Consider the following 2813-nt stretch of genomic DNA (forward strand, 5'->3'; position numbering starts at 1 on the left):
GAGCCGACATCGAGGTGCCAAACCATGCCGTCGATATGGACTCTTGGGCAAGATCAGCCTGTTATCCCCGAGGTACCTTTTATCCGTTGAGCGACGGCCGTTCCACAACGAGCCGCCGGATCACTAGTCCCGACTTTCGTCCCTGCTCGAGCTGCCACTCTCACAGTCAAGCTCCCTTGTGCACTTGCACTCGACACCTGATTGCCAACCAGGCTGAGGGAACCTTTGGGCGCCTCCGTTACATTTTGGGAGGCAACCGCCCCAGTTAAACTACCCATCAGGCACTGTCCCTGACCCGGATCACGGGCCGAAGTTAGATATCCAGAGTGACCAGAGTGGTATTTCAACGATGACTCCACGAACACTGGCGTGCCCGCTTCACAGTCTCCCACCTATCCTACACAAGCCACACCGAACACCAATACCAAACTATAGTAAAGGTCACGGGGTCTTTCCGTCCTTCTGCGCGTAACGAGCATCTTTACTCGTAATGCAATTTCGCCGAGTTCACGGTTGAGACAGCGGGGAAGTCGTTACTCCATTCGTGCAGGTCGGAACTTACCCGACAAGGAATTTCGCTACCTTAGGATGGTTATAGTTACCACCGCCGTTTACTGGGGCTTAAGTTCTCCGCTTCGCCGAAGCTAACAGGTCCCCTTAACCTTCCAGCACCGGGCAGGAGTCAGTCCATATACATCGTCTTACGACTTCGCATGGACCTGTGTTTTTGATAAACAGTCGCTTCCCCCTGGTCTCTGCGGCCCCGATCCCCTCACACCAGCACGTGGTGCTCAAGGTTGGGGCCCCCCTTCTCCCGAAGTTACGGGGGCATTTTGCCGAGTTCCTTAACCATGATTCTCTCGATCGCCTTAGTATTCTCTACCTGACCACCTGTGTCGGTTTAGGGTACGGGCAGTTTGAACCTCGCGCCGATGCTTTTCTTGGCAGCATAGGATCACCGGATCACCCACCAAGTGGGCGCCCATCAGGTCTCAGGCATACAGCCGGCGGATTTACCTACCGGCAGCCCTACACCCTTAGACCAGGTCATTTCCATTGCCCGGCCCGGCTACCTTCCTGCGTCACACCTGTTAATGCGCTTGCCTCCCCGGTTCAGGTCCCGCGCTCCCCATCACCGTCCCCGTCAAAGACGAGGTTCGGGATGGTTCGGGCGGTTAGTATCACCGGCTCAGCATGGGCGGTTCTTCACTGGTACGGGAATATCAACCCGTTGTCCATCGACTACGCCTGTCGGCCTCGCCTTAGGTCCCGACTTACCCAGGGCAGATTAGCTTGACCCTGGAACCCTTAGTCATCCGGCGGACGGGTTTCTCACCCGTCTTTCGCTACTCATGCCTGCATTCTCACTCGTCCACAATCCACCAGAAGTTACCCGCTGGCTTCACCTCGTGAACGACGCTCCCCTACCCATCCAGCAAAACTGAATGCCACGGTTTCGGCGGTGTACTTGAGCCCCGCTACATTGTCGGCGCGGAATCACTTGACCAGTGAGCTATTACGCACTCTTTCAAGGGTGGCTGCTTCTAAGCCAACCTCCTGGTTGTCTCAGCAACTCCACATCCTTTCCCACTTAGCACACGCTTAGGGGCCTTAACCGGTGGTCTGGGCTGTTTCCCTCTCGACTATGAAGCTTATCCCCCACAGTCTCACTGCCACGCTCTCACTTCCCGGCATTCGGAGTTTGGCTGAAGTCAGTAACCTTGTAGGGCCCATCGTCCATCCAGTAGCTCTACCTCCGGGAAGAAACACGTGACGCTGCACCTAAATGCATTTCGGGGAGAACCAGCTATCACGGAGTTTGATTGGCCTTTCACCCCTACCCACAGCTCATCCCCTCCATTTTCAACTGAAGTGGGTTCGGTCCTCCACGCGCTCTTACACGCGCTTCAACCTGGCCATGGGTAGATCACTCCGCTTCGGGTCTAGGACACGCGACTCAATCGCCCTATTCAGACTCGCTTTCGCTACGGCTTCCCCACACGGGTTAACCTCGCCACGTATCACTAACTCGCAGGCTCATTCTTCAAAAGGCACGCTGTCACCCCACAAGGAGGCTCCAACGGTTTGTAGGCACATGGTTTCAGGTACTATTTCACTCCCCTCCCGGGGTACTTTTCACCATTCCCTCACGGTACTGATCCGCTATCGGTCAACAGGTAGTATTCAGGCTTACCAGGTGGTCCTGGCAGATTCACACGGGATTCCTCGGGCCCCGTGCTACTCGGGCGACCCTCCAACAGCGGCGGAACACATTTCGACTACGGGACTCTCACCCTCTACGGTCCAGCATCCACACTGGTTCGTCTATATGCCCGCACCTCACTGCGCCATGCCGGCAGACATGACAAGGAGGGGCCCACAACACCGCACATGCAACCCCTGCCGGGTATCACACACATACGGTTTAGCCCCATCCGCGTTCGCTCGCCACTACTAACGGAATCACTTTTGTTTTCTCTTCCTGTGGGTACTGAGATGTTTCACTTCCCCACGTTCCCTCCACCCGGTCTATGTGTTCAACCGGGGGTCACACGACACGTCGTGCGGGGTTTCCCCATTCGGAAATCCTGGTCTCAACGTCCGGTTATCGACTCCACCAGGCTTATCGCAGATTCCCACGTCCTTCTTCGGCTCCTGTTGCCAAGGCATCCACCATGCGCCCTTGGAAACTTTCACACACAATGAAAGTCCTCAAATGAGCAATATCTAACTAAGATGTCATTCTCGGCATCACCACACCTCACACACCACCCCAGGGGGAACAGTGCGATCAACGATGCAGCAACAAAAAA

Annotated in this window: 1 rRNA gene; it reads right to left on the reverse strand. The window is 55.7% G+C overall.

Annotated elements, in window-relative coordinates:
* Nucleotides 1–2697, reverse strand: a 23S ribosomal RNA gene (locus tag ACI2K6_RS16985); the annotation flags it as partial.
* Nucleotides 2698–2813: the final 116 nt, after the last annotated feature.

The sequence above is a fragment of the Microbacterium sp. NPDC006705 genome (assembly GCF_044903545.1).
In the GTDB taxonomy this organism is placed as follows: Bacteria; Actinomycetota; Actinomycetes; order Actinomycetales; family Microbacteriaceae; genus Microbacterium; species Microbacterium plantarum.